Consider the following 20,308-nt stretch of genomic DNA (forward strand, 5'->3'; position numbering starts at 1 on the left):
GGGATGCATAAATACCCATCACGTCGCTGCTCGTCAGCGAGGAAGCGACCCTCGGTCACTGAGGCAACGGGCATCCTATGGGAAGAAGCGGTTTGCTCCTCACTAGCTATTGGTAGTCGCCCGTGATGATTTCGCTATTGGTGATTAAATAAGATAATATTTGTTAGTCTAGTAACTTGACCGATGTGATCAGATCGGACAGGCACTGCAGATTATGTTCCCGTACGTACTCGGGGGCCTGCGGGAATCTATTCATAAACGCGAGTCGAGTTACGAGACGATAGAGCAAATATCGACGGTGAAATGCTGGATCGTCGCGATCGAGTGAACGCACCGATTCGTAGCCCTCGTAGAGGTGCTCTCGCACAAGCGAACGTCGCTGGTGGTCGCATCCACGCCAGCTCGAAAAGTACTGTTCGGTGAGAGCGAGTTCGTACTCGTCGTGGCCGCTTCGGACGTCTCCCCAGTCGAGGACTGCACAGGGTCGAGGCGTCTCGGGATCTAACACGAGGTTTCCAGGTCGGTAATCCTGATGCATCGGAACGGGATCAATATCCGGAAGTCGATCCGCTTCCCGAGTTATGAACGAAGAAATATCGGCTTCGATAGATCTGAGATCGTGGAGAGACAACGAGTGTAAGACACCAGTTATCCAGGAGTCCCAGTCGGCATCTCGCTCGAGGAGAGTGAGTTGATCATGTTCGGCGGTCAACGGCCCGAATCCGTCGACAGGACCGCATTGATGGATCGTCGCGAGGTGGCGACCCGCGATGTGAGAGAGTTCGGCGATCGCACTCCGATCAACTCTCGACAGGGGATCCCAGGACCGGTTCTCATCTGGACCGTATTTCAGTGACCGTCCGGAGACGTATGATAGCAAAAAGAACGGCGGGATGTCGCCGTCGGGGTCCGAAACGACCTCATATACTTCCGGAATTGGCAATTCCGTCGCGTGTCTGAAATATTGCGTGCACCGCGGCTCGGAACGAAAATCATCCTCGTCTGTTTGTCCAGCCGCCTTGAGGATGCACTGTCGATTCCTATCAGCTTGATCAGTAACGGTAAGCTGATACAGGATGTCCGACCCTTCCCGAATCGGTGAGGCCGTTTGCAGTGTCCAGTCTGGCATCGCAAGCGAACACAGCTTTTCGAGCGCAGAGCGATCGAACGGATCGTGATCGCGATCTCTATAGTTTGCCCGCATAATTCAAAAAATTTAATCAGTATTATTTAATAACTTCTATTGGACGATTGTCTCGCACCCCTTTTCTTGGAGTACCTACCTAAATATAAAATAAATATTTTTATTCACTTATATATGATGTACTGTATGGAAAATCTGATTCATCTGGTCGGAGGCGCACCTGGCGTCGGGAAATCGACGATCGTAGAAGAAGTCAATAACCGGCCGGACATTGATATATTCTATGCCAGGATGGGCAATTTGATATACGAACTGGCAAGGGACGAAGGTCACGTTGAGAATACCAGAGATCGGATCCGACCTGCCCTGTACCGGGAACTGGGCTGCACGGTTGCAGAGAATCTTCGCAGTGACATCGACCGGAAGCACATAGTCCTTGACTGCCACTTTGTGGACTATGATGGATACGGATATATGCCAAAGATAACCGTTCCAGTTGCGAATGAACTGGCCCCCGACACGATTACTGTGATCGAGGCCCCGCCGGAGGTCGTTCCGGACAGGATCAGGGATCGAATCCGTTCGAAAGAACGTGCTGTTCCGTCCATCGAAGGGGTACAAGAGCACATGATGTTGGAGCGTCAGTATGCGGTGAGTATTTCGAACCAGGTTGGGTGCTGGTTGCGGTTGCTCAACAACGAAAACAGTACGGTTGAGAGCACAGCGGAGTCGTTCGCGAGAAGTATCGTATCGTATTCGCGGATATTCGAGTACTAGTCATCCACGACGGTGTGACCGACTACTGACCACGGACCGGTTCCCGGAGGGCATTGGATGTGGCAAGAATGCGGTTCGGCTGCCGGGAGTCCGGACCATTACCCCGGGTCCGGATGGCTGCGCTGGGTACCCATCTTGACCTCAGCATCGGACGGTACGAGAAGAGATCACCCGTGAGGGTGGGGGTCGACTGTCTTCACTCGCCCGTTCAGACGAGGATGGGCATCGGTTGGAAACGATGGTAGCGATAGCTGCAATAGTTCCGGAATTACAACTCGCGTCACAGTCAGACCGAGCTCCTGGATATCTGGCGTTGTCAGGTCGAATCCGATAGGTGTGACTCCGTGCGATTCGAGTATGTCCAGCACGTGAGCGAGTTCCGCCTTGGGTGAGGAAAAGCCAGAGAAGTTTTCGATCCGATCGATCGATCTCAACGGGCCGTCGAGAAGGAATTCGAGAGCATCGTAATTGTCTGGGCTCTGGTAGTATATCACGTTTGAAGTCAAATCAGTTATGTTTTGTGGATCGATACCGCCGAGATCACCGCTGGAATGTGTCGTATGCCACGACCAACATTGCGAGGCTTCCCAGATCGCGGACCGAATCGCCTCCGGATAGGTGCTGTCGGAGGCAGCACAAAAGAAGGCATACGGCCGACTCCGTTCTGCAGAGATACCGAGACAACCGACAGTAGGAATGTTTACACCTGTCTCGAGGTTTAGCAGGTGGAAACGAACAGTCTCGTTTTCCGTTACGAATTGATCGGTTTCGAGACGGTCCGGTACTGTTCTTGTCCACCAGGTGTACATAACGGAATCACGCTCGACGAATTCGTATATCGATTCGAGTAGTGACTGTGGTAAAGTCTTGTGACAGGCCATTCCGTTCGTCGTAGCCATAAACAGCGGACGCTCGTTCACCCCCTTGTGGGGGAAAACCAGTTCGATCGGTACGTAGGTTCGGTCTCCGGATAGTAAGTTACGGCCGCATATCCACGATCGAGTCTCGAATTTATCTAGCGGATAGTACGTCTCGTAGTGATCGAGCTGTTCACGTGTCCGCTCGCTGTAAAACTGCAGATACTCGGTATCGATCACCTCGTGCTCGGCCGAGAGTTCCTCATAGCTGGCTTCGACCCCTCTGTGGGCTCCGATATAATAAACACCCCGTTCCACTGCTTCAGCTAGCATCGTCGTTATCGACTGACGCAGTGTTGCTCCTTTCCCCATCGCCTCGATAGAGGCGCCGGAAGCCTCGTCGTTGGTCAGATTACCGATATCTACTGTCTGACCCTGAGCAGTCTTGACCTCGATGGGCTGTCTACGGTATGGGAGTGTGTATTCGAGGTCGGATACCAGCCCAGTCTTCTTTCCAAGGATTCTCGCTAGCGGGACAGTCACGTCGCCGTCTGTTTCGTGTTTTATCATACTCCTAATCGTTCGTACTGATCGGTCGTTTTTCGGGTTAGTGGTGTGATTCTGTTGTTGAGGGGCCTACTGTGATTCCATCGACAGCGACATAGACCGATATCAGAGAGAGGAGACCATCGTGAAATTCCTGTCGTCGGAGATTCCCACCGGTGACCGAGAGTATCACGTGAACCGTCAAGAGTGTTGGTGCGAGTCCCTATTCGCCGTCGGACGGCCACGTCAATCATCTTCGAACAATTATTTCTATAGGATATACATGAATATTTCGAACTAACTCAATAATGGCCCATGATCCCCCGGCGTTTGGCGACGCGGACCGCATACCCGAAGGCTGCATAACCGATGCCAATGTACCCTGTCGATACCGCAACGACCCCAAGAAGGTCAAAAATCGGTAGTTGCCAGAGCGATACGTTCTCCTCCATCGCGTACGTAAGGAGAGTGGTTCCCCAAGAAAGCGGAAGCACCTTCGTGATGGCCAAGTCTGGGGATCCAATTGCGCCCAGAAGCAGGAACTGGACGATAAGAAAGATGCTGCTGATTTGCTTGTAAATCAGCGCAAGTCCGCCGAACGCGAATCCAAGTCCAGTTGCCGAAGCCATCGTTACAAATGCGATCGGCAATACCGTGAATGGATCGAACAGGACCCAGTGGCCCGTAGTGGCCATCATGAGTATGAGCATTATCAATCCTGTCGTGACAGTGAATGCCAACCCAACGATGATTCGGGCCGTCATGATAGGAAAGATCCCGATCGGAGTCATATACGTCTGTTCAAGTGTGCCCCACGTGGCTTCTCTCGTGAGCGTTTGTGCGGACTCTTGGAACGAACTCCAGGACATCGCCCAGACAAACCACCCGACGATGATCCCGGTTAGATTGTTCTCAAATACAGTGGGTGCAACCGCCTGTCCTCCGAAAAACATGAACACGAACAGGATGTAGTTGGCAGCGAGTCCACCGACTGTGTTGAACCAGTACCGCTTGAGTAGCGTCAATTCCTTCTCGAAAACGGCACGAACCAGTGCCATCACGCTCGGATCGGTCTGCCCGCATAGGGGATCACTGTTTGTTGGCGAACGACCCATCATTCATCACCTTCCGATACCGGTGACGTATTAACAGAGTTATCAACGTCGCCCCGATCAGTACTTCTGTCGGAGCGGTCGAGAGATGCAGTGATCGATTCGTTGTCGACGATGGAGAGGAATATCTCTTCGAGATCCGGTTTGACAGAGTCGATACTGTCCAATTTTGCGTTCGCCTCTTCCATCGCATCCGTGAATCGATAAAAATCATCGCTGCTCTGTAAGGTGATCTCGAACGAGGTTCGGTCCGATTCCCAGCGCGGATCGTACCCGACAAGACGAGCATCGTCGGGGAGCGGTTCCTCAAGATGTACGCGGTAGGTCTGTGAGCTGAACAGTTCGAGGAGTTCCTCGACGCTATCCTCGGCGATAATCTCCCCATTGTTGATGATTATGACGCGATCACAGATGGTCTGGATGACGTCCATGTCGTGGCTCGACAGGACGATCGTGCGTCCTTCCTGCTCGGCGAGCCGTTGGATCTCGTTTTGCAGGTCACGCGCAGCCTCAACGTCGAGTCCGAGTGTCGGTTCGTCTAGGAACACGATCGGCGTCTCCCGAGCGAGTGCACAGGCGAGACAGGCCTTCTGTTGCATCCCTTGAGAGAGGTTTCGGAGCTGTTCGTCGGCCTTGTGCTCGAGATCGACCAGCGAGAGCAGACGATCGTGCTCCTCACGTGCTTCTCCTGGGTGGATTCCTTGAATCCCCGAAAAGTACCGGAGGTTTTCCCGGACCGTGAGCCGCCAGTAGACATTTCTGGCCCCTTCGAGCACGGCACTAACCTGTCGGTACGTTTCCTTTGTGTCAACTTGGGGGTCCACCCCGTTCACCCGGATACTACCGTCTGTGGGCTCGATCAGACCGAGTATCAGCTTTATCGTGGTTGTTTTGCCCGCTCCATTTGGCCCAAGGAGACCGACCACTTCACCGCGCTCGATAGAAAACGAGATACTGTCGATGGCTGTGGTCGTTCCGTTGTTGCCTTCGTATATTTTCTGTAACCCATCGACCACGATTATCTCTTGCGATATAGATGCTCTCTCGTCCGCGTCCCGTAGTCGATTCGTCTGGAACTCGCCCATATTCGTTTCAGTTCTGGTCTGAGTTATTAATATGTTTTGTTGGAATAATCGATCCCTGCTTGCGACGGGGCAGCACGAATTACCTGAAGAGTTTACGTCCTATCGAGCGAAAGGCAATAGCAGCGCGTCGATTTGACCTGCCATTCTCGCCTAATTTGCACTCCTATATCAAATATTTTATTTTATTATTTATGGTGTCTATTGAACGTATTTGGTTGGAATCTATCAGAATATGGTGAACGGAAGCGATCTGTCCCCACTTGGAGTATCCGCTGCTGCCGTCCGGTCAAGCGGGTGCTGCTGGCACGTCGACGTGCAACCGGCGAAACTTCTTACATTGCTGTGTGATCTATAACCTGAACTATATATTGTAAGATAACGTCCAACCCGATATTGATTTCTCGGTAATAAATCAGAGTCCAACCGGGACTGACACTATCGCCCTCTTACGACAAGATATGACTGGTGGAACTACGCGGCTGCCCGATCAATTTAGAAGCCGTGAGAGTTATAAACAATAAAATTGTATACGAAACAAATGTGGTCCGGAAATGTCCGGTGTACCCTTTTACCGGAGATGTTAGTGTATAAAGGATTGGACTCCAGTCAGGCAGGGTGGTCCGATGAGTAATGATAACCGCTTTGAGGAGGCGTCTTCGACCAATCCACAGTTCACACACCCGTCCGTGGTCCGGTCGGACGAACGATTCGAACTCCGTATCGATGGTCTTCCCCGTGGGATCCCTGTTATAATTTCTGCCTCGATGGACGACGACAAAGGGAACACCTGGCAAACCTCTGCTAGGTACCGCACCAACGATGGCTCTCTCGAACTCGACCGAACACCCCCGATCGACGGGCCGTTCGAGTCTGCCGACACTATGTCGCTCATCCAAGCCATGGAACCGGTAGACGAGGTGGATATCCCATACCAGATTCCCGAGGAAGCGACACTCGAGGTTCGAGTCTCCGCTGATGGAACCATCCTCGGAACATCATCACTCACTCGAACGATCGCAGATCCTGGCGTCAAGTCGTTACCGACGCCTGACCACCTAGTCGGCGAACTCTACGTACCTGCCGGAGATGAGCCGGCTCCGGGAGTACTGCTCCTTCACGGCGGTGATGGTCGCCCCCTCGATGAACAGGCCCGGCTGCTGGCCTCACACGGGTTCGCTGCGCTCGCTCTCAAATATTTCAACTTTATCGGTCAATGGGACAACCCCTCACTACCAACCGGTCTAGTCGAGATCCCCGTCGAATACGCAGACGAAGCCGTCGAGTGGCTCCTTGACCACGACCGCGTCCAGGGCTCGTCAGTTGGTCTATACGGCTTCTCGAAAGGGAGTGAGCTCGGCTTACAGGTCGCTAGTCACAATAGTAATATCGGGGCAGTCGTCTCGCTCAACGGCAGCGCACTCACGTGGCAAGGAATCGTTGAAGGAGGGGACAATCCCGGACCGACTTGGACACACGACGGCGAGCCGGTTCCCTATATCGAGTGGGCTGACGATATCGACTGGGAGCTGGAAGAACCAATCGAATTCAGACAGAAGTATACGGCCTCCTACGAGGCAGCATCGGTCAAAGAGATTGAAGCGGCAACAACGCCGGTTGAGCGAATTGAGGGACCGGTCGTGTTCATCACGGGAGGTGACGATCAGATGTGGAATACGGGACGATTCAACCAACACGCGATCGATCGCCTCGAAGCCTACGACCGACCGTATGAGCATCTTTATTTCGAAGAAGCCGGTCACACGATCCTGCCACCATATCGACCGGTAGCAAATCGTGAAGTAGGATACTGGCTCTTCGGTGGGTCACCTGAAGCGTACGCGAGTGCCGACGAACCGTACTGGCAACGCACTATCGAGACACTCTCGACCATCGATACAGAGCAGTGAGACGGAGACCTCGAAGCGTCGTGGGACTGATATCCTGGGTACCGAGAAGTTGAGGCTGACACCTGGCACTCAGTACGGAGAGAACGCTCTCTAGTCATCATAAGTTTCAACCGGACATCCGACGACCTCCAACGATTGTAAACACTGTCTTTCCAGAAGTGTTGAAAAGATTCGGAACGATAGCTTTCGACGGTAAAAAGATAGTAGAAAAAAGTGATCATACCACTCACCAAACTGCTCAGAGAGACCGTAAACGTGAACCGCAATGAGATTCAGAAGAACGATCGTACTCTGACCCCCCGTTAACGTTGATATATCGGTGGGAACAAGATGGAATGTTGTATCTATAGCACTGACTCCATGCCAAGGCGAACGATTCGAGCCGCTGATCAGGTTTAGTATAAGTATTGGAAAAGTTGGATCAATGGGATTCGATATTTTCTCTTTCGAAAAACAGGCTCGAGACTGGTTCAATTCCCGTGTCGTCCATATCTGAAATTGAGACCATGTTGTTAACAGGCATCGTTCAGTGATTTATAGCCACTGACGAGAAACAGTCGTACTTCTCGCACAAATCCTCGAATAACGAACTTATTCCCTCTTTTTCCGTTTAAATACTTGTGCGAAATATTCCATTTAAATCCATATCGCCAGCGGCGTACAGCCAATACTGTTCCTCGCCGAGTCGGATCATCGTTTTGTCAACCGCGATGTAATACGTATTTCGGCAGGAATTAGCTAGAATTTGCCTTATGAATTCGGTTATGAACGATTTTGAAAATGTCAGGCCTTACTCTTTCACTCTCGTCTGAATAACGCCTCCGAGACGAGGGGGAACCCTTTTGCCCGCCGTTTGGTAATGCCACGCCATGGACGGCAACGAGACGGTCGATCGTTCCGACGCCGGCTCTCGGGAACGGACCGACCAGTCGGCGGAGACGGACGACGGCTCGAGCGGCGAAGATGGCGGCGGCGGAGACGTCGCGACGGACGCGGGACCCGCGACGAACGGTGACAAGCTATCGACGGATAGCGACGAGGGAGTCTCCTCGAGCGACGACGAACGGACGGCGGACACGGGCGAAGACGAGCGGGCGGCAGATACGGGCGACGGGCCGACGCCGGGCGTGCCGGACCCCGAGCCACAGGAAAACGACGTCCCCGAAGACGTCCAGAAGTACGCCCGGTTCACGAAGATGGACGGCGCGCAGTACGACCGGGTCAACGAGTTCCTGCGGGACCGAACCTATATCACCGCCCGCGAGTGGGCGATCGCACGCCTCTGTTCGGACTTCCGGACCGAAACCGGCGTCGAGATGACGAAAATCGGGGAGAACCTGCCCGAACTGGTCCCCTTCATGACCGACACGTACACGCCACAGGCGGTCAATCAGGCCCGCTCCTCCTTCGAAGACAAGGTCCGCACGGCCGGCGCGACCTTCCTCTACGGCGCGATGTGCGACTTCTTCACCGCCGAGGAACTCGACGACGTAATGTATGAGGCCACCGAGGTCGCCAAATTCCTGCTCGAGGTCGAGGGCGTCGACCTCTCCGTCGAGGACGAACTCGAGGCCGAGGAGCGCATCTCCAGCGTCATGCGGGAGGTTCGGGAAGCCAGCGAGGAACTCCGGGCGGAGGACATCGCCGAGTCCGAAGAGTAGACTCCGATACCGTTCCCGCGCGGCGTGACGGCGAACTATATTACGTTCGAAGCGAATCCTTCGACATATCGATGACCGACTCCCGCGATGCCGCGTCGAACTCGAGCGGTGACGGACAGCTCTCGCCCGACCTGATCGCCGCCGTCGCAGGCGTCGTCGACGTGCCGGTGTTCGCGTATCTCGGCCTCCTGTTGTTCGAGGACCTCGCGTTCGGCGCGGTCGTCGGAGTGCTGGTCGGCCTCGGCACCTACCTGTTCCTTCCCGCGGCGATCGCGGACGACGAGGACCGCGGGCCGGACGAGACGCCGTCGGTGGACGCGACACATCCGCTTCGGGGCTTCCACCGAACGGCGGCCGGGCTCGCGCTTCCGCCGGCCGGAATCCTCCTGTTCGCCTGGCGGCTCGTCTCCGACGCGCTCGTGGTCGGCGTCCTCGCCACGCTCGTCATCGCGGCGGTAATCTACGTCTCCCTCGCGGTCTTGCTTCCACGGCGGCTCGCGTGAGGTCTCCGACTGGCGATTCGAGACGAGCCGTCATCGCTCGATCGTCGGGGTAGCCGGCGGTCCGCAGGTTGCGACTGCCGGTCCGCTCCTTTTGACCGCTCGAGGGATAGTGCGCCCGCATGACCGACCTTCCTCTGGAACCCGACGGCGGCTGGGAGTCGCTGTATATCGCGGGCGAGTGGTCCGACGACACCGGCGAGCGAGACGCGATCGCCGACGAAAACCCGTACACGCGCGAGGAGATCGCGACCGTCCCGGCGGGCACCGCGGACGACGTCGACCGAGCCTACGAGGCCGCAGCCGACGCACAGGTCGAGTGGGCTCAGCAGCCGCCGCAGGCTCGAGCGGGCGTGATCAACGCCGCCATCGAGTTCGTCGGCGACCACCGCGAGGAGATCACCGAACTGCTGGCCCGCGAATCCGGCAGCACGCGGGTCAAGTCCGAGGCCGAGTTGCAGACCGCGCGGGGGATGATGCAGCAGGCCGCCAGCTACCCCTTCCGGATGGACGGCCAGCACATGGACTCGATCACCCCGGGGAAGGAGAACGTCGCCGAGCGCGTGCCGGTCGGCGTCGTCGGGGTGATCTCCCCGTGGAACTTCCCGCTGCACCTCTCGATGCGGGCGGTCGCGCCCGCGATCGCGGCCGGGAACGCGGTCGTCCTCAAACCGGCCTCGAACACGCCGATCACGGGCGGGCTCCTGCTCGCGCGGATCTTCGAGGAAGCCGGCGTCCCCGAGGGCGTCCTCAGCGTCGTCCCCGGGCGCGGCTCCGAGATCGGCGACGCGGTCGCCGGCCACGACGTTCCGCGAGTCCTCGCCTTCACCGGCTCGACCGAGATCGGCCAGCGCGTGGCCGAGAAAGCGGCCGGCAACTGCGCGCTCCCCGCGCTCGAGCTCGGCGGCAACAACGTCCACGTGGTCACGGACGGGGCCGACCTCGAGCGGGCCGTCGACGGCGGCGTCTTCGGCTCGTTCCTCCATCAGGGCCAGATCTGCATCTCGACGAACCGGCATCTCGTCCACGAGTCCATCTACGACGACTACGTGGACGCGCTCGCCGACCGGGCCGCCTCGCTGCCGACCGGCGACCCCACGGCCGACGAGACGGTCATCGGCCCCATCATCGACGAGAGCCAGCGCGATCAGATCCTCGACTACGTCGAGCGGTCCGTCGAGGAGGGCGCGACCCTCGAGACCGGCGGCGATCACGACGGGCTGGTCGTCGAACCCACCGTGCTTTCCGACGCCGACAACGACATGGCGGCCGCGTGCAACGAACACTTCGGTCCCGTCGCGCCGGTCATCCCGTACTCGAGCGACGAGGAAGCGATCGAGCTGGCGAACGACACGATCCACGGGCTGTCGGGGTCGGTCCACAGCGAGGACGTACAGCAGGCTCGCCGGATCGCGGACGGGATCGAGACTGGCATGATCCACATCAACGACCAGCCGATCAACGACGAGCCACACGTCCCCTTCGGCGGGATGAAGCAATCGGGCATGGGCCGGTACAACGGCGAGCAGATCCTGGACGAGCTGACGACGACCAAGTGGATCTCGGTGCAACACGAGCCGCGAGAGTATCCGTTCTGAGGCGATGGCGATTCGGAACGCTTGAGGTATACTGTCGGAAACGAGGACTGTGCCTCGTTCCCGACTCTTCGGGTCCCTCTGCGGGCTCGTCTTCCTGATCAATCTCGCTCGAATCGTTTTCGCGCCGCTGTTGGACGTCTTTATCACCGAGTTCGCGATCGGCGAGGCGACCGCCGGGCTCATCGTGACGCTCGTGTGGGTCGGCAGCGCGTCCCTTCGACTGCCGACCGGGTGGCTCCTCACGAAAGTCCCGAGACATCACGTCGTGATCGCGTCCGGCGTCGTTCTCGCGGTTTCCTCCGGACTCGCCGCGACCGCGACGACGGTCCGATACCTCATGATCGGGGCCTTTCTCATGGGCATCGCCTCCGGCATCTACTTCGTCTCCGCGAACCCGCTCGTGAGCGAACTGTTCCCGTCGCGCGTCGGGCGCGTCATGGGGATCCACGGGGCTGCCAGCCAGATCGCCGCGGTGATCGCCGCCCCGTTCGTCGCGCTCACGCTGATCGTCGACTGGCGACTCTCGCTGTGGGCCATCGCGATCGGTGCGGCGGTGGTGACCGGCTACACGTGGGTCACCGCGCGAAACACCGAGATGCCGGCGGCGGGGCAAGCCGATCACGCGTTCCTCCGGAGCGTGCTCTCGGAGTGGCGGATCATCGCCACGGCGCTCGCCATCGTCGGCGCGGCGGTGTTCGTCTGGCAGGGCGTCTTCAACTTCTACGAGCTGTACATGCAGTCGAAGGGGCTCTCCGACGGAGAAGCGGGCGCGATGCTCACGATCGTCTTCGCTGCGGGCGTGCCCGCGTTCTTCGTCGGCGGCGATCTGGCCGACAGGCTACCCAAGGTTCCGTACCTGCTCGGTATCGTCGGCGCGTTCTGTGCGTGCCTGCTCGCGCTGACGCACGTCGAGGGGCTGCTCGCGATCGGCGTCGTCACCGTCCTCCTCGGCTTCGTCATGCACACGCTGTTCCCGGCGACGGACACCTACCTCCTCGACACGCTCCCGGATTCGACGCGCGGCAGCGCCTACGCCGCGTTCAGCTCCGCCTGGATGCTGATGCAGGCGCTCGGCTCCTCCGCCCTCGGGCTGTTCATCGAACGCGGGTACACCTATGACGCGGTGTTCGCCAGCGCTGCCCTCGCCCTCGCCGGTACGATCGCGGTTCTCGCCGTCCTCGAGTGGCGGGGATGGCTCCCGAGTTGAACCGTCCCGAAGCTATCGTCCGCAATCACCGCTCACGATATGTTCACAGCGGCACTGCGAGGGAACGGTATTCGGCCCACGCCCCGACGTTCCGGCTCACTCGCGTCGCTCGTTTTCCGAGCTGCGATCGGTCTACTCGATTTCGCTGAATCGTCCAGAAACTACTGTGAAGGCGTGTTGAACGCGGAGAGTGTGTCCGAACGGGCTTCTAGTAGCGTCTGAAAAATTTCAACGGAGCCGGAGGTTCCGACTCGGAAGCGGCGGACCGCTCCTATCCGGGTCCGAAGGCCGCGATATCGGCTCCCACTGTCGCCAGTGCGTCGGCGGGATTCGGGTCGCTATCGGCGAGATGGGTGTACCGGTGGTCCGGAATGCTCGACAGTGCCGCCGCGACGGCCTCGCTGTACGTCTCGACGCCCGGTTCCGTCGGGTCGTTGCCACCCCAGACGTCTCGGATGACCGTCATCGAATCGATGCGCACCTCCAGCTCGCGCGGCTCGTAGCGAGCCAGCAGTTCGGAGAGCCCGAGCTGGAGGGCGACGTACTCGGCGGTGTTGTTCCCCGTCCGGGAGCCGACGGGTCGGCCGAGGCGGGCGAGTCGGTCCTCCGCAGCGTCCACGATGACAGCGCCCGCACCCGCGGGGCCGGGGTTGCCGCGCGAACTGCCGTCGACGTAGAGGACGAACGCGTCGCTGGCGGGCTCGGGGACGGGTGGTCGGGTGAGTCCCGACGCCAGCAGGTTCTCGAGTGCGCGACGCAGTTCGGCCGGGGTGGTATCGGGGTCGAAGAGACCGCCGTAGTCGGGGACTGCGTCGTCGATGGCGTCGGTGGCGGCCGCCACCTCGTAGCCGACGCCCGCGAGTACCTCGTCGACGAGCGTGGCGAGCGGCGAGAGGTGTTCGGCCGGGAGCGGGTCGTCGGTCACGCCACGTCCCCCTTCGAGCTTCGCTGCCGGTCCCTCGTACTCTCGCTCCCGGACGATCTCGTCGGCCGGTCGTACCACTGCATATCGGTCCTCGGGGGTCGAGCGGCATAATCCCTCTAGGTGGCAGCGGTGGTGGACTGCTTTGAATCAGTCGGGCCTTTGGACTCCATCGGTAGATTCCCACTGCTCGCGCTTTCTCGCGGCGGAAATACGAGGAAAGGGATTTGAACCACGCCCGAGAACCTGCTCGCGCTGCTCGCAGAACCTCGGTCTGATTCAAATACCTCCGTTTCGCAGTCATCGCTCATGAGTGTTCGCGGCGACATGCGAGGGAAGGGATTTGAACCACGGTCGTTCCGCTTCGCTCCACTCCCTGATTCAAATCCCACATCTCGCACTTGTCACTCGCCAATGCTCGTGACAAGTGCGAGGGAAGGGATTTGAACCCTCGGACCCCTACGGGAGCGGGTCTTAAGCCCACCGCCGTTGGCCTGCTTGGCTACCCTCGCACAGAAGCGGGTGGAAATTGGCCCGGTGTCGGGATGTGCGTTTCGATTCGAGCCCCTACCAGTCGACGCTGAGCGTGCCGTCGCCGTGGGGATCGGGCGCGATCTCCTCGTCCGTCCGGCGATCGACGACGTGGATACAGCCGTCGTCTTTCTTCGCCGGGCAGACCTCCGCGGCGCGGACGTTGTGCTCGAGGTCCTCTTCCCCGAAGAAGTACTCCGTCGGCTGGGCCATCCCCGAGGCGATGGACATCTCCCAGTTGGCGCTGACTTCCGCACACTTGCCCGCGCCGAAGCACTTGTTGGCCTCGAAGACGATCTTGTAGGGTTTCTCCTCGACCGGTGGGGCGTCCGAGGAGCCGACGTCGCTGGCGCGCTGAATCCCGTCGTCGCTCATTGTGTAGTCGTTCGAGCGCGTGGTCTTTCGCGTTACGGTTGCCGCCGACGGTGCCGACTGATCACGACGAGAGCTCGGCTTTCGGCTCCGGCAAGTCGTAGGTGACGCCAGTCAGATCGTTCGAGACGTCCCATAATCGACGAGCCGTCTCCTCGTCGTACGATCGGTCCGAGGAGGCCTGCCGCTCGGGCGCGCCGCGCATGTTCATGAGGCCGCCGGGGCCGTAGTACGCGCCGCCCTCGGCGTCGGGCGCGGTCGCGGCGTACAGCGTCGGCAGCGCCCCCATCTCGGCGGATTGCGCGATGATCGCGTTCAGCACCTGCATCGCCGCCTTTCGGAGCCGGCTCCCGCTTTCTTCGGGACCGCGGAACTGCAACTGGGTGTTCGCGTAGCCCGGATGCACTGCCATGCTCTCGGCGTTCGCGTCGGCGGTGCGGAACCGCCGCTCGAGTTCGTACGCGAACAGCACGTTCGCCAGCTTCGATTGGGCGTAGGCACTCCACTTGTCGTAGGTGTCCTCGCCCTGGAGGTCGTCGAAGTCGATCTCGCCGCGCTCGTGGACGCCGCTCGAGACGGTGACGACCCGCGCCGGCTCGTCCCCGTCGGTCGCGAGCGCGTCGAGCAACTGCCCGGTGAGCGCGAAGTGGCCGAGGTGGTTGACGCCGAACTGGGTCTCGAACCCGTCCGCCGTCTCCGATCGGGGAATCGCCATGACGCCGGCGTTGTTGATCAGGACGTCTATTTCCCCGTCCTCGACTCGCTCGGCGAACGACCGAACCGACTCGAGGTCCCCCAGATCACACTCCTCGACGCGCAGGTCGGCGTCGGGAACGTCCCCGCGGACGTCGTCGGCCGCGTTCTCGCCGCGGTCGACGCTCCGGCAGGCCATGATCACCGTCGCGCCGTTGCGCGCGAGTTCCCGGGTGGCCTCGAGGCCGATGCCGCTGTTCGCGCCCGTGATCACGACCGTTCGGTCTCCCCGATCGGGAATATCGTCGGCTGTCCAGCTCATGTACGGCTCGTAGGCGTGCACGCCCTAAATGGGTTCGCGACGGGCGTCCGATCGCTACGCGCGGCTCCCGATGCGTACACGTCACAGAAATCGGTCGCGAAACCGTGATCGATCGGCCGAGCGACGACTTACTCGTAGTCGACGTCGACGGACTCGAGGACGACGTCCTCTTTGGGCTGGTCGTTGGCGTTCGTGTCGACGTCACCGATCTCGTGGACGACGTCCATCCCGTCGGTGACCTTGCCGAAGACGGCGTGGCGGTCGTCGAGGTGGGGCTGGGGCGCGAGCGTGATGAAGAACTGCGAGCCGTTGGTGTCGGGCCCGGAGTTGGCCATGCTGAGGACGCCCTCGTCGTCGTGACGCAGGTCGTCGTGGAACTCGTCGTCGAACTCGTAGCCGGGGCCACCGCGGCCGGTCTCGGTCGGGTCGCCGCCCTGAATCATGAAGTCCTCGATGACGCGGTGGAACGCGACGTCGTCGTACAGCGGCTCGCCCTCGATTTCCTCGCCCGTCTCGGGGTCCTCCCACGTCTTGCCGCCGGTCGCGAGCCCGACGAAGTTGTCGACGGTTCGCGGCGCGCGTTCGTCGTACAGTTCGACCTCGATGTCGCCCTTGTTGGTGTGCAGCGTCGCAGTAACGTCTCCCATATGCACCGAGAGGACAGGACGAGTGAAAACGATAGTGGTCTCCGCCGGCGTCCGTCGGGTCCGAACGTTCGTTCATACACTTATAAAGTATCACCCATCATCTTCTATACACTAATTACGACCATGCTGATCGACATCGAGACACAATAAGTTGAGCAAACTCCAACTCAAGGGATTCCTCAACGTTAGAGAAGAAAACAAAGGTCGCCGTGGTGGGAAGCAACACAAGTACGAGATCGCGGTCGACAGCGAGATCGTCAGTGACGCTCTGAAAGACATCCGTCGGCTCGAGTCCCTCACGCAGAAGACGACTCTCAACCAGTTCTCGTAGAACACACCACGTTTCACGTGTCTTCACCAACAACCATATATAATATTCACTGACCATGTCCAAAAATTGCTTTTAGTGGAAGAATTAAATAATGTGTAAAAATAATAGAGTTGTGTAGATGAGAGAAAACAATCTCATTGGGCGGAGAAACGTATTGTCGGCTCTTGGAGCCACTGCAGCAACAACAGGGATTGTTGGTCAGGCTGCAGCTTCAGAACGATCTTCCCGAGAAATATACAATGATGCTCTGGAAATTCGAGAAGAAACAGGAGAAACCAATCTCTTTGAAGAGTACCTGTTGAATCATGGGTTCAAAAAATCTCAACAAAATACGGTGAACCATGAATATACTGAATCAACTGGCGATGTTTCTATCCAACACGCTGAACCTCCAAACTTAGAGCTTGAAGCAAGTGTTTGGACGGATGACGAAGAGGACACAACATTTGCTGACGCTGACTGGGATGTCTATCGAGATCTCGACGACGCATGGAACGACTGGGACGATGCACCGAAGGAACCGGAAGACGTCATCGGGATAGGATGGGAACACTCGGATTATGATATAGAATGGGACACTTGGGATAGTACCGAATATGCGTCGTATTGGGATTCATCGTTTAATGATGTTGTCTGGAAGTTCTCCGACACTGACGCCTATATGGACTAAGCGAATGGAGATGATCACTTGTATTGGGGTTGGGCTTCAGTTGAGTTAGATCCGACGAACCCAGTGGACGAGCGTGCAATCATCGTTAACTACCAGCATACCTGGGTTGGGGGTGAGGTTACAGGCTTCAGCTTCGGTGATGACGGTGCGATGTCAATTAGCGTTGATATAACTACGAAGAAATGGGATAAGCCGAAAAGAGCTCACTCTGACGATTATAACATCTGAATTACGAAGGCCAATCTGATAGAATAGTCTGTGTATTATTTTTCGTTGATGTTTAGACGCTAACCTATATTTATTATTGTTGGATAATAGAATTTATCCCTCTGCGTATGCCAATGTAACCACTCCGATAACTACTGCAGTGAAAAATGAAAACATGATAAATAGTATATTAATACGTTCGCTGAAGTACATAAATGTAATGGCTATGCCGAGCAGGCATGATAGAAGAGCAATAAGTGCATCAAGTCGACGACGGATGGGACGTTCCATACAAGATTATTCTAGTTATATTATTATAAATATGGGGAATACGGTAAGTTGTATAAATCTTCTGGGCTCTGTGGGGGTGTCTTTCTGACTTACACGCTTACAATCGAATACTTTTGACGTTGGATACAGTAGATACATCCATGCCGATCGACATCGAGAAGTTCGATGAATCAAGCGATGTGGAGTTGAGTGAACCAACGAACGGTGAAAAGGTAGTTCAGTTCCTGGCTCGGAACAACGACGCAGCGTTCACCCCTGCAGAGATCGCCGATGGTGCTGGGGTCAAGCGCAATTCAGTCGGGACTGTTCTCCGACGACTCGAGGACAGAGACCTCGTCCGTCACAAGGGGGACTACTGGGCGATCGGGGACATGGATCGCGTTCGCGATGCCTACAGAAACCACCAGATGATGCAGAAGCTGGACGAGCGGTGCGGCGAAGAGGATCCGGAAAATTGGAAGAACCACGCTGCTGAGGAAAAGTAATGGAGTCCGATCGAGGAGACATCGTGGGGGGTTCGGATCCATTTAAAGACAGTCCGTCGGAACGTCCGTTCCTCATCATTAGCCAATCGAAGACGCCGTTTCACGGTGAGCAGTATATTGGACTGTCACTCACGACCGGGACCTGAGCGGTCGTCCGTTGTTGATCGTCGGTCACGAAAAAACGCCGTTTCACGGGGAGTAGTACATCGCGCTCTCCCTCACTACTCGAAGGTGGTACGAAGACCGGATCCCGCTGGCCGAGTCGGACTGGGAAGAGGGTGGGGCACCTCGCTCGAGTTCGATCATGCCGTGGTCGGTGAACTCGATCGATGCGGACCTGATCGAGAGCTATCAGGGTCGACTCGAGACCGGTATCGTCGACGAGGCGACGGCGCAGCTTTCCGAATACGTTCACTATTGATCTGCCCCGTGGCTGTGTTTCGTAACAGTACCCCACCGGGTCGACAACAGTCGGCCGCAGCTACATACCGCCGGACGTGGAACGACCGTCCATGAGCGACGGCACGCATACGGCGGAGCAGGTGGCCCTCGCCCGGCTGCCGTCGGGCGTGGAACTGACGACCACGGTCCACACCTACCGCGGCGACGAACCCGGACCGACGCTGTACGTGCAGGCCGCCCAGCACGGTCGCGAAGTCAACGGGACGGAGGTCCTCCGACGGTTTCACGACCAGCTACCGCTCGAGTCGCTGTCGGGAACCGTGATCGCCGTCCCGGTCGCGAACCCGCTGACCTTCGATCGCGTCTCCTACACGACGCCGGAGCAACTCGACAGCGTCAATCCCAACATGAACCGGATCTGGCCGGGCGACGACGAGGGGACCCTCCACCAGCGCATGGCCGCCCGGCTCTGGGAGTACGTCGCGGCCGCCGACGCCCTCGTCGACCTCCACACGGGCAGCCCCGACATGCTCCTCCACGTCGTCTACCGCGAGGGCGACGAGCGCTCGCGGGCCCTCGCCGACGCGTTCGGGACCGACCTCTTACTCGCCGAGCGGGCCCACGAAGACGCCACCGACGAGTGGCACCGCCGGGGGTTCGCGGGCAAACTCCGCGTCGCCGCCGCCGAAGACGGAATTCCGTCGATCACGCCCGAACTCGCCCACAACAAACAGATCCTCGAGGAAGTCGTCACCGCCGGCGTCGACGGCCTCCTCGACGTCTGCCGGTATCTCGATCTGCTTCCCGGCGATGTCCCGGACCGCGATCGGACCGTCGCGAGAAACCATCTCGGGCAGGTCACGGCCGCCGACTCCGGGCTCTTTCGACCGAACCCGTCGCTCGAGGTCGGGGACTCGATCGCGGCGGGCGCAGCGATCGGGACGATCTACCATCCGACGACTTACGAACCGCTCCAGGAGGCTCGCACCGATCAAGAGGGGGTCCTCTACGCGCTCACCCGCGAGGCGACCGTGACGGCGGGGGATCGACTCGCGAGCGTGGCGGAGGTTCGCGAGTCGTAATTCGCGTGTCGTCCCGGTAGTCAGTACATTACCTTGCCGGCCGAGACGTTGATGTCCTGGCCGGTGATCCGGTCCGCCTGATCCGAACAGAGGAATCCGACGAGCCCGGCGACGTCCTCGCGCTGGACGAGCTCGCCCCGGGGACTGTCCGCCTGTGCATCACCGCGTACCGCCTCGGACGTCCGGTCCGTCGCCTCGGCCTGCCGCTCGAAGACGCGCCGGATACGCGGGCCGTCGACCGACCCTGGGCAGATCGCGTTGACGTTGATATCGTGTGCGCCCACTTCAGCGGCGAGCGTACGGGTAAAGCCGATCAATCCCATTTTCGACGTCGCATACGGTGTTCGGTTGGCGAGCGGCCGCTTGCCGGTGACAGATGCGACGTTGACGATTCGACCGTAGCCGTCGGCTTTCATGTGCGGCAGTACCGACCGACACATCGCGAACGGCCCGGTCAGGTTGACCGCCATCGTCGCGTCCCAGTCGTCGGTCTCGACGTCCTCACAGGGCGCCGTCGGCCCGGCTATCCCCGCGTTGTTCACCAGCACGTCGACCGTCTCGAACTCCTCGACGGCTGCGTCGACTGTCGACTCGATGGTGGCTACGTCACTGAGGTCGGTGTGCAGCGGCCGGCCGACCTGGCCCTCGTCCTCGACCAGTTCCGCCGTCTCGTTCATCCCCGCGTCGTCGATATCCGCGATGACGATATCGAAGTCGCGACTGGCTAACTCGAGGCAGATCTGTCGTCCGATTCCGCGACCGCCACCCGTGACGATCGCCGTGTTATCGTGAGTCACGTCCTCTGCATGACCGGTTCACGGCAAAAACCTTCGTTCGAGATCGTCGACACTACGGTGGCAACTGAAACGATTCACACACTGGCCGCGACGCTGTCGTGCGGTCTGGTGTGCAATGACTTTCAGTGGCGACTATAGCTCGGCGACGGAGGACGGTTCGGT

Annotated in this window: 20 protein-coding genes and 1 tRNA gene; 11 read left to right on the plus strand and 10 right to left on the minus strand. The window is 58.6% G+C overall.

All coding sequences use genetic code 11. From position 1 onward, the window contains the following. Positions 1–163: 163 nt before the first annotated feature. Positions 164–1,129, minus strand: a complete 966-nt coding sequence (locus tag NDI89_RS18055) for a phosphotransferase family protein (RefSeq protein ID WP_277523519.1) — start codon at positions 1,127–1,129, stop codon at positions 164–166. Positions 1,130–1,330: 201 nt separating this feature from the next. Here NDI89_RS18055 and NDI89_RS18060 point away from each other — a divergent pair, with 201 nt between their 5' ends. Further along, positions 1,331–1,921: an AAA family ATPase gene (locus NDI89_RS18060; RefSeq protein WP_277523521.1), complete on the plus strand. Its 591-nt coding sequence runs from the start codon at positions 1,331–1,333 to the stop codon at positions 1,919–1,921. Between the two features lie 167 nt (positions 1,922–2,088). On the opposite strand, the gene NDI89_RS18065 is transcribed toward NDI89_RS18060, so the two are convergent. The 3 genes from NDI89_RS18065 to NDI89_RS18075 all read right to left on the minus strand — a co-directional run bounded on the left by NDI89_RS18065 (position 2,089) and on the right by NDI89_RS18075 (position 5,521). Further along, positions 2,089–3,348: a YcaO-like family protein gene (locus tag NDI89_RS18065; RefSeq protein WP_277523523.1), complete on the minus strand. Its 1,260-nt coding sequence runs from the start codon at positions 3,346–3,348 to the stop codon at positions 2,089–2,091. A 278-nt stretch (positions 3,349–3,626) separates the two neighbouring features. Beyond that, entirely contained in the window at positions 3,627–4,382 is a 756-nt protein-coding gene (locus tag NDI89_RS18070; RefSeq protein WP_277523524.1) for an ABC transporter permease, read from the minus strand. Positions 4,383–4,438: 56 nt separating this feature from the next. Then, on the minus strand, positions 4,439–5,521 hold the full coding sequence (locus NDI89_RS18075; protein ID WP_277523527.1) for an ABC transporter ATP-binding protein: 1,083 nt from the start codon (positions 5,519–5,521) through the stop codon (positions 4,439–4,441). A 623-nt stretch (positions 5,522–6,144) separates the two neighbouring features. Here NDI89_RS18075 and NDI89_RS18080 point away from each other — a divergent pair. The 5 genes from NDI89_RS18080 (at position 6,145) to NDI89_RS18100 (ending at position 12,394) form a co-directional block, all read left to right on the plus strand. Next, entirely contained in the window at positions 6,145–7,428 is a 1,284-nt protein-coding gene (locus NDI89_RS18080) for an acyl-CoA thioesterase/bile acid-CoA:amino acid N-acyltransferase family protein (RefSeq protein ID WP_277523530.1), read from the plus strand. 869 nt (positions 7,429–8,297) lie between these two features. Next, positions 8,298–9,089, plus strand: a complete 792-nt coding sequence (locus tag NDI89_RS18085) for a DUF5806 family protein (RefSeq protein WP_277523533.1) — start codon at positions 8,298–8,300, stop codon at positions 9,087–9,089. Between the two features lie 71 nt (positions 9,090–9,160). Then, positions 9,161–9,592, plus strand: coding sequence for a hypothetical protein (locus NDI89_RS18090; RefSeq protein ID WP_277523534.1), 432 nt, complete (start codon positions 9,161–9,163; stop codon positions 9,590–9,592). Positions 9,593–9,711: 119 nt separating this feature from the next. Then, positions 9,712–11,187 (plus strand): aldehyde dehydrogenase family protein, encoded by a 1,476-nt coding sequence (locus tag NDI89_RS18095; RefSeq protein WP_277523536.1) that lies wholly within the window; start codon positions 9,712–9,714, stop codon positions 11,185–11,187. A gap of 49 nt (positions 11,188–11,236) precedes the next feature. After that, complete coding sequence (locus NDI89_RS18100; protein ID WP_277523538.1) at positions 11,237–12,394, plus strand: MFS transporter; 1,158 nt, start codon at positions 11,237–11,239, stop codon at positions 12,392–12,394. A gap of 271 nt (positions 12,395–12,665) precedes the next feature. Here the strand turns inward: NDI89_RS18100 and NDI89_RS18105 are convergent, their stop codons facing one another. From NDI89_RS18105 to NDI89_RS18125, 5 genes are all read right to left on the minus strand, one after another. Then, positions 12,666–13,319 (minus strand): ribonuclease HI family protein, encoded by a 654-nt coding sequence (locus tag NDI89_RS18105; RefSeq protein WP_277523738.1) that lies wholly within the window; start codon positions 13,317–13,319, stop codon positions 12,666–12,668. Positions 13,320–13,744: 425 nt separating this feature from the next. After that, a tRNA-Leu gene (locus NDI89_RS18110) sits at positions 13,745–13,828 on the minus strand. A gap of 55 nt (positions 13,829–13,883) precedes the next feature. Then, entirely contained in the window at positions 13,884–14,222 is a 339-nt protein-coding gene (locus NDI89_RS18115; RefSeq protein ID WP_277523540.1) for a ferredoxin, read from the minus strand. A 61-nt stretch (positions 14,223–14,283) separates the two neighbouring features. Beyond that, a complete protein-coding gene (locus NDI89_RS18120; RefSeq protein ID WP_277523542.1) occupies positions 14,284–15,234 on the minus strand; it encodes an oxidoreductase in 951 nt (316 codons plus the stop codon). A gap of 128 nt (positions 15,235–15,362) precedes the next feature. Further along, positions 15,363–15,881: a peptidylprolyl isomerase gene (locus NDI89_RS18125; protein ID WP_277523544.1), complete on the minus strand. Its 519-nt coding sequence runs from the start codon at positions 15,879–15,881 to the stop codon at positions 15,363–15,365. A gap of 151 nt (positions 15,882–16,032) precedes the next feature. Between NDI89_RS18125 and NDI89_RS18130 the strand changes: the two genes are divergently transcribed. From NDI89_RS18130 to NDI89_RS18150, 5 genes are all read left to right on the plus strand, one after another. Next, entirely contained in the window at positions 16,033–16,212 is a 180-nt protein-coding gene (locus tag NDI89_RS18130) for a hypothetical protein (RefSeq protein WP_277523546.1), read from the plus strand. A 118-nt stretch (positions 16,213–16,330) separates the two neighbouring features. Then, on the plus strand, positions 16,331–16,882 hold the full coding sequence (locus NDI89_RS18135) for a hypothetical protein (protein WP_277523548.1): 552 nt from the start codon (positions 16,331–16,333) through the stop codon (positions 16,880–16,882). A 63-nt stretch (positions 16,883–16,945) separates the two neighbouring features. Beyond that, positions 16,946–17,110, plus strand: coding sequence for a hypothetical protein (locus NDI89_RS18140; protein ID WP_277523550.1), 165 nt, complete (start codon positions 16,946–16,948; stop codon positions 17,108–17,110). Positions 17,111–17,520: 410 nt separating this feature from the next. Continuing rightward, positions 17,521–17,865, plus strand: coding sequence for a MarR family transcriptional regulator (locus NDI89_RS18145; protein ID WP_277523552.1), 345 nt, complete (start codon positions 17,521–17,523; stop codon positions 17,863–17,865). Between the two features lie 512 nt (positions 17,866–18,377). Further along, positions 18,378–19,349 (plus strand): succinylglutamate desuccinylase/aspartoacylase family protein, encoded by a 972-nt coding sequence (locus NDI89_RS18150; RefSeq protein WP_277523554.1) that lies wholly within the window; start codon positions 18,378–18,380, stop codon positions 19,347–19,349. A gap of 20 nt (positions 19,350–19,369) precedes the next feature. Here NDI89_RS18150 and NDI89_RS18155 read toward each other — a convergent pair whose 3' ends face one another. Continuing rightward, positions 19,370–20,146, minus strand: coding sequence for an SDR family NAD(P)-dependent oxidoreductase (locus NDI89_RS18155; RefSeq protein ID WP_277523556.1), 777 nt, complete (start codon positions 20,144–20,146; stop codon positions 19,370–19,372). Positions 20,147–20,308 lie beyond the last annotated feature (162 nt).

The sequence above is a fragment of the Natrinema salsiterrestre genome, from assembly GCF_029502005.1.
Taxonomy (GTDB): domain Archaea; phylum Halobacteriota; class Halobacteria; order Halobacteriales; family Natrialbaceae; genus Natrinema; species Natrinema salsiterrestre.

Excerpts from the sequence above, each read along its gene's own strand:
- NDI89_RS18055 (WP_277523519.1), bottom strand. The coding sequence starts at position 1,129 with ATGCCAGACTGGACACTGCAAACGGCCTCACCGATTCGGGAAGGGTCG.
- NDI89_RS18090 (WP_277523534.1), top strand. The coding sequence starts at position 9,161 with ATGACCGACTCCCGCGATGCCGCGTCGAACTCGAGCGGTGACGGACAG.
- NDI89_RS18070 (WP_277523524.1), bottom strand. The coding sequence starts at position 4,382 with ATGGCACTGGTTCGTGCCGTTTTCGAGAAGGAATTGACGCTACTCAAG.
- NDI89_RS18135 (WP_277523548.1), top strand. The coding sequence starts at position 16,331 with ATGAGAGAAAACAATCTCATTGGGCGGAGAAACGTATTGTCGGCTCTT.
- NDI89_RS18095 (WP_277523536.1), top strand. The coding sequence starts at position 9,712 with ATGACCGACCTTCCTCTGGAACCCGACGGCGGCTGGGAGTCGCTGTAT.
- NDI89_RS18115 (WP_277523540.1), bottom strand. The coding sequence starts at position 14,222 with ATGAGCGACGACGGGATTCAGCGCGCCAGCGACGTCGGCTCCTCGGAC.
- NDI89_RS18085 (WP_277523533.1), top strand. The coding sequence starts at position 8,298 with ATGGACGGCAACGAGACGGTCGATCGTTCCGACGCCGGCTCTCGGGAA.
- NDI89_RS18120 (WP_277523542.1), bottom strand. The coding sequence starts at position 15,234 with ATGAGCTGGACAGCCGACGATATTCCCGATCGGGGAGACCGAACGGTC.
- NDI89_RS18075 (WP_277523527.1), bottom strand. The coding sequence starts at position 5,521 with ATGGGCGAGTTCCAGACGAATCGACTACGGGACGCGGACGAGAGAGCA.
- NDI89_RS18080 (WP_277523530.1), top strand. The coding sequence starts at position 6,145 with ATGAGTAATGATAACCGCTTTGAGGAGGCGTCTTCGACCAATCCACAG.
- NDI89_RS18065 (WP_277523523.1), bottom strand. The coding sequence starts at position 3,348 with ATGATAAAACACGAAACAGACGGCGACGTGACTGTCCCGCTAGCGAGA.
- NDI89_RS18145 (WP_277523552.1), top strand. The coding sequence starts at position 17,521 with ATGCCGATCGACATCGAGAAGTTCGATGAATCAAGCGATGTGGAGTTG.
- NDI89_RS18150 (WP_277523554.1), top strand. The coding sequence starts at position 18,378 with ATGAGCGACGGCACGCATACGGCGGAGCAGGTGGCCCTCGCCCGGCTG.
- NDI89_RS18125 (WP_277523544.1), bottom strand. The coding sequence starts at position 15,881 with ATGGGAGACGTTACTGCGACGCTGCACACCAACAAGGGCGACATCGAG.
- NDI89_RS18060 (WP_277523521.1), top strand. The coding sequence starts at position 1,331 with ATGGAAAATCTGATTCATCTGGTCGGAGGCGCACCTGGCGTCGGGAAA.